The organism is Trichlorobacter sp. (assembly GCF_030247655.1).
Taxonomy (GTDB): domain Bacteria; phylum Desulfobacterota; class Desulfuromonadia; order Geobacterales; family Pseudopelobacteraceae; genus Trichlorobacter.
The window spans coordinates 1-1,787 of the sequence record NZ_JAOTRZ010000350.1 but is presented as its reverse complement, the minus strand read 5'-3'; the positions used below and the strand labels follow the sequence as shown (position 1 = coordinate 1,787).

Below are 1,787 nucleotides of genomic sequence, written 5' to 3'. Positions count from 1 at the left end.
TTTAAATACTATTAAATGAACTACCTAGAAAACGAAGGAGTCTAACATGAACTTTAAAATAGACAGAGACACCTTTCTAAAGGCATTGCAAAAAGTACAAGGAATTGTGGAAAAAAGAACCTCAATGCCGATTCTCTCGAATATCTTAATCGAAGCACAAGGCGATTCACTTGAGATAGTTGCAACGGATCTTGAAGTTGGTCTCAAAGGTACCTATCCAGCTAAAGTTGAAACAGATGGTAAAATTACGGTTGGTGCAAAAAAACTGTACGAAATTGTAAAAGAGCTTCCAAATCAGGAAATCACCTTTATTTCAAAAGAAAATGACTGGGTAGAAATAACTTGCGGCAAAGTACGTTTTAATATCGTTGGATTACCTTCAGATGAATTTCCTGCCGTAGCCTCAGTAAAAGACGCACAACTACTTGAACTTGAAGCGTCACTGCTAAGAAAAATGATTGAAAAAACTTCTTACGCCATTTGTAATGATGAAACAAAATACAATCTTAACGGAATTTTCACCAGGGTTGAGCCAACAGAAAACGGCCAGGTTTTAAAGATGGTTGCAACTGATGGACACAGACTTTCAATAGCTTCAGGTGTATTCAGCGGCAGTGCAAATCCAGAACTATTAAAGGGAGTTATACTTCCTAAAAAAGGTATTTACGAAATAAAAAAGATCACTGATGAAGGTGATGGACTACTGCAGTTCGGCTTTGTTGATAGCAGTGCTGTGTTGAAAAAAGGTGATACTACGCTGGTTATGCGCTTGGTTGATGGAGAATTTCCTGATTACACGCGGGTAATTCCAGCGGCCAACGATCAGATTGTCAAGGCGCCCAGAGAAGAGTTGATCCACGCAGTTCGGCGGATGGCTATTTTGTCCAGCGAAAAATTTAAGGGGATTATGTTGGAGATTGAAGGAAACGGGGTCAAAATATCATCAAGCAATCCGGAACTGGGCGATGCCATGGAAGAACTTGATGTTCAGTATGATGGTACCCCATTCTCAGTACGTTTTAATGCCCGTTATCTACTGGATGTTTTAATGGTTTCTGAAAGTCAGTATGTGTTGATGAAATTTAAAAATGAACTATCCCCTTCAATTGTGACACCTGAATCAGATGACGAACTGTTAGCGGTTATTATGCCAATGAGGCTCTAGTTTTAACGTGTTTTTGAAACAGGTATGGCTTGAGCAATACCGAAATATACAAACAACCTGCATTCAACCTGCAAGGCATCTCACGGTCCTGTATGGTCGTAACGGTCAGGGAAAGACAAATTTCTTAGAGTCCTTGTACCTACTGGGAAATGCGCGGCCCTTCCGTTCAGCCAAGGTACCGGATCTTATTTGTCATGGCTGCAAGACAGCGTCTGTACGGGGTTTAGTGCTGACAGTCGGCGTTGAAAGTGATATTTCGCTACAGCTTGAACATACAACCCGCCGGGTAACGATTGATAACAAGGCAATACAACGGGCAGCTGATCTGCATGGTAAACTGGCTGTTGTTATTTTTTCACCTGATGATACCGCCATGGTTAAGTTGGGGCCGGAAACCAGGCGACGTTATCTTGATCGATCACTGTATGCCAGCGATGCAGGTTTTCTGCAGGATTATCACAGTTACTACCGCATTCTTAAGCAACGTAATGCCCTGCTTAAGACCAATCAACAGGAAGTGCTGGATCTCTGGACTGAGCAATTGGCAACAGCCGGCATCAGGTTAATGGAACATCGACAACGCTACACTGATCGACTGAATCAACTGCTGCAACAAAAGTAT

Annotated in this window: 2 protein-coding genes; both read left to right on the top strand. The window is 42.0% G+C overall.

Annotated elements, in window-relative coordinates:
- Nucleotides 1–46 precede the first annotated feature (46 nt).
- The gene (dnaN, locus tag OEL57_RS16575) at nt 47–1,165 is read left to right on the top strand and encodes a DNA polymerase III subunit beta (RefSeq protein ID WP_300742034.1); all 1,119 of its coding nucleotides are present in this window, start codon (nt 47–49) and stop codon (nt 1,163–1,165) included.
- 7 nt (nt 1,166–1,172) lie between these two features.
- The coding region (recF, locus tag OEL57_RS16570) for a DNA replication/repair protein RecF (RefSeq protein ID WP_300742033.1) at nt 1,173–1,787 on the top strand (615 nt) is incomplete at its 3' end.